General features: G+C 71.9%; 2 protein-coding genes. Both read left to right on the top strand.

Features of this window, described 5'->3' with window-relative positions; translation table 11 throughout:
- Positions 1-842, top strand: an 842-nt coding sequence (locus OZN99_RS31215; protein ID WP_333779795.1) for an ABC transporter ATP-binding protein, incomplete at its 5' end; no start/stop codon positions are given.
- Positions 829-1,583, top strand: a 755-nt coding sequence (locus OZN99_RS31210) for an ABC transporter ATP-binding protein (protein ID WP_270939085.1), incomplete at its 3' end; no start/stop codon positions are given. The genes OZN99_RS31215 and OZN99_RS31210, both read left to right, overlap by 14 nt.

Here is a 1,583-nt window from a genome sequence, read left to right as displayed (position 1 = left end):
CGCGAGGGGGCGCCGCCATGACGCCCGACGCGACCGCGGGGGCCGCGCCGCGCCCGGCCGTCTCCGACCGCATCGGCGCGACCGGCGGCGGCAACGCGCTGGAGCTTCGCGGCGTCACCAAGATGTTCGGCGCGCTGGCTGCGATCTCCGACGTGACGATGACGGTCGAGGCCGGCGAGCGGCGTGCCGTGCTCGGCTCCAACGGCGCCGGCAAGACCACGCTGTTCAACTGCGTCACCGGCGACTTCCCCGCGACCTCCGGCACCATCCGGCTGTTCGGCGAGGAGGTGACGCAGTTCCCCGCGCATGAGCGCATCCGGCGGGGGCTTCGCCGAACCTACCAGATCTCGCTTCTGTTCGGCGGGCTCAGCGTGGCCGACAACGTCTACCTCGCCTGCCGCGGCGTCAGCCGCGCGCGCTTCTCCCTGCTGCGGCCGCGACGCGGCGACCCGCTTGTCACCCGCAGCGAGGAGCTGATCGAGGCCGTCCACCTGACCGAGGTGCGCGACAGGCTGGTCAGCGAGCTCAGCTACGGTCAGCAGCGCCAGCTGGAGATCGCGCTGGCGCTCGCCGGCGCGCCGCGGCTGATCCTGTTCGACGAGCCCGCCGCCGGCCTCTCGCCCACCGAGCGCGCGGAGCTGGTCGCCATCCTCACCAACATGCCCGCGCATATCGGCTTCGTCATCATCGAGCACGACATGGACGTGGCGCTGCGCGTCGCGCAGCGCGTGACGATGATGCACAACGGAAGGGTCTTCAAGGAAGGCACGCCGGCCGAGATCGAGGACGATCCGCAGGTGCAGGAGCTCTACCTGGGGGACGGGCGGCATGCGCACACCTGACCGCCAGGGCCCGGCCGCACTGGAGATCCGCGGCCTCAACGTCTTCTACGGCGCGAGCCATGCGCTGCAGGGCGTGGACCTGCGGCTGGAGACCGGTGTGCTTTCCGTCGTCGGGCGCAACGGCATGGGCAAGACCACGCTGTGCAAGGCCATCATGGGGCTGGTGCCGGTGACGTCCGGCACGATCAGCTTCCAGGGCCAGCCGCTGCTCGGGCGCTCCCCGGCGGACATCGCGCGCCTCGGTATCGGCTACGTGCCGCAAGGGCGGCGGCTGTGGCGCTCCCTGACGGTGGACGAGCATCTGCGCATGGTGGAGCGCAAGGGCGGCGCCTGGACCATCGAGCGCGTCTACGCGACCTTCCCGCGCCTGGCGGAGCGTCGCGGCAACGGCGGCGCGCAGCTCTCGGGCGGCGAGCAGCAGATGCTGGCGATCAGCCGCGCGCTGCTGATGAACCCGAAGCTGCTGGTGATGGACGAGCCGACCGAGGGCCTCGCCCCGGTGATCGTCGCCCAGCTCGAAGAGCTGCTGGTCAGCCTCGCCGAGGATGGCGAGATCGACGTGCTGGTGATCGAGCAGAACATCGGCGTTGCCTGCGCGGTGGCCGAGACGGTCGCCATCATGGTCAATGGCCGCATCAACCGCCGCGCGCCAGCGCGCGAGCTGGCGGCCGACCGGGAGCTGCAGCAGCGCCTGCTCGGCGTCGGCCGCCACGGGCACGAGGACACGCCGGCGGCCCCCGA

This window comes from Falsiroseomonas oryzae (assembly GCF_027856955.1).
Lineage (GTDB): Bacteria > Pseudomonadota > Alphaproteobacteria > Acetobacterales > Acetobacteraceae > Falsiroseomonas > Falsiroseomonas oryzae.
This window is presented reverse-complemented; position numbering and strand designations above follow the sequence as displayed.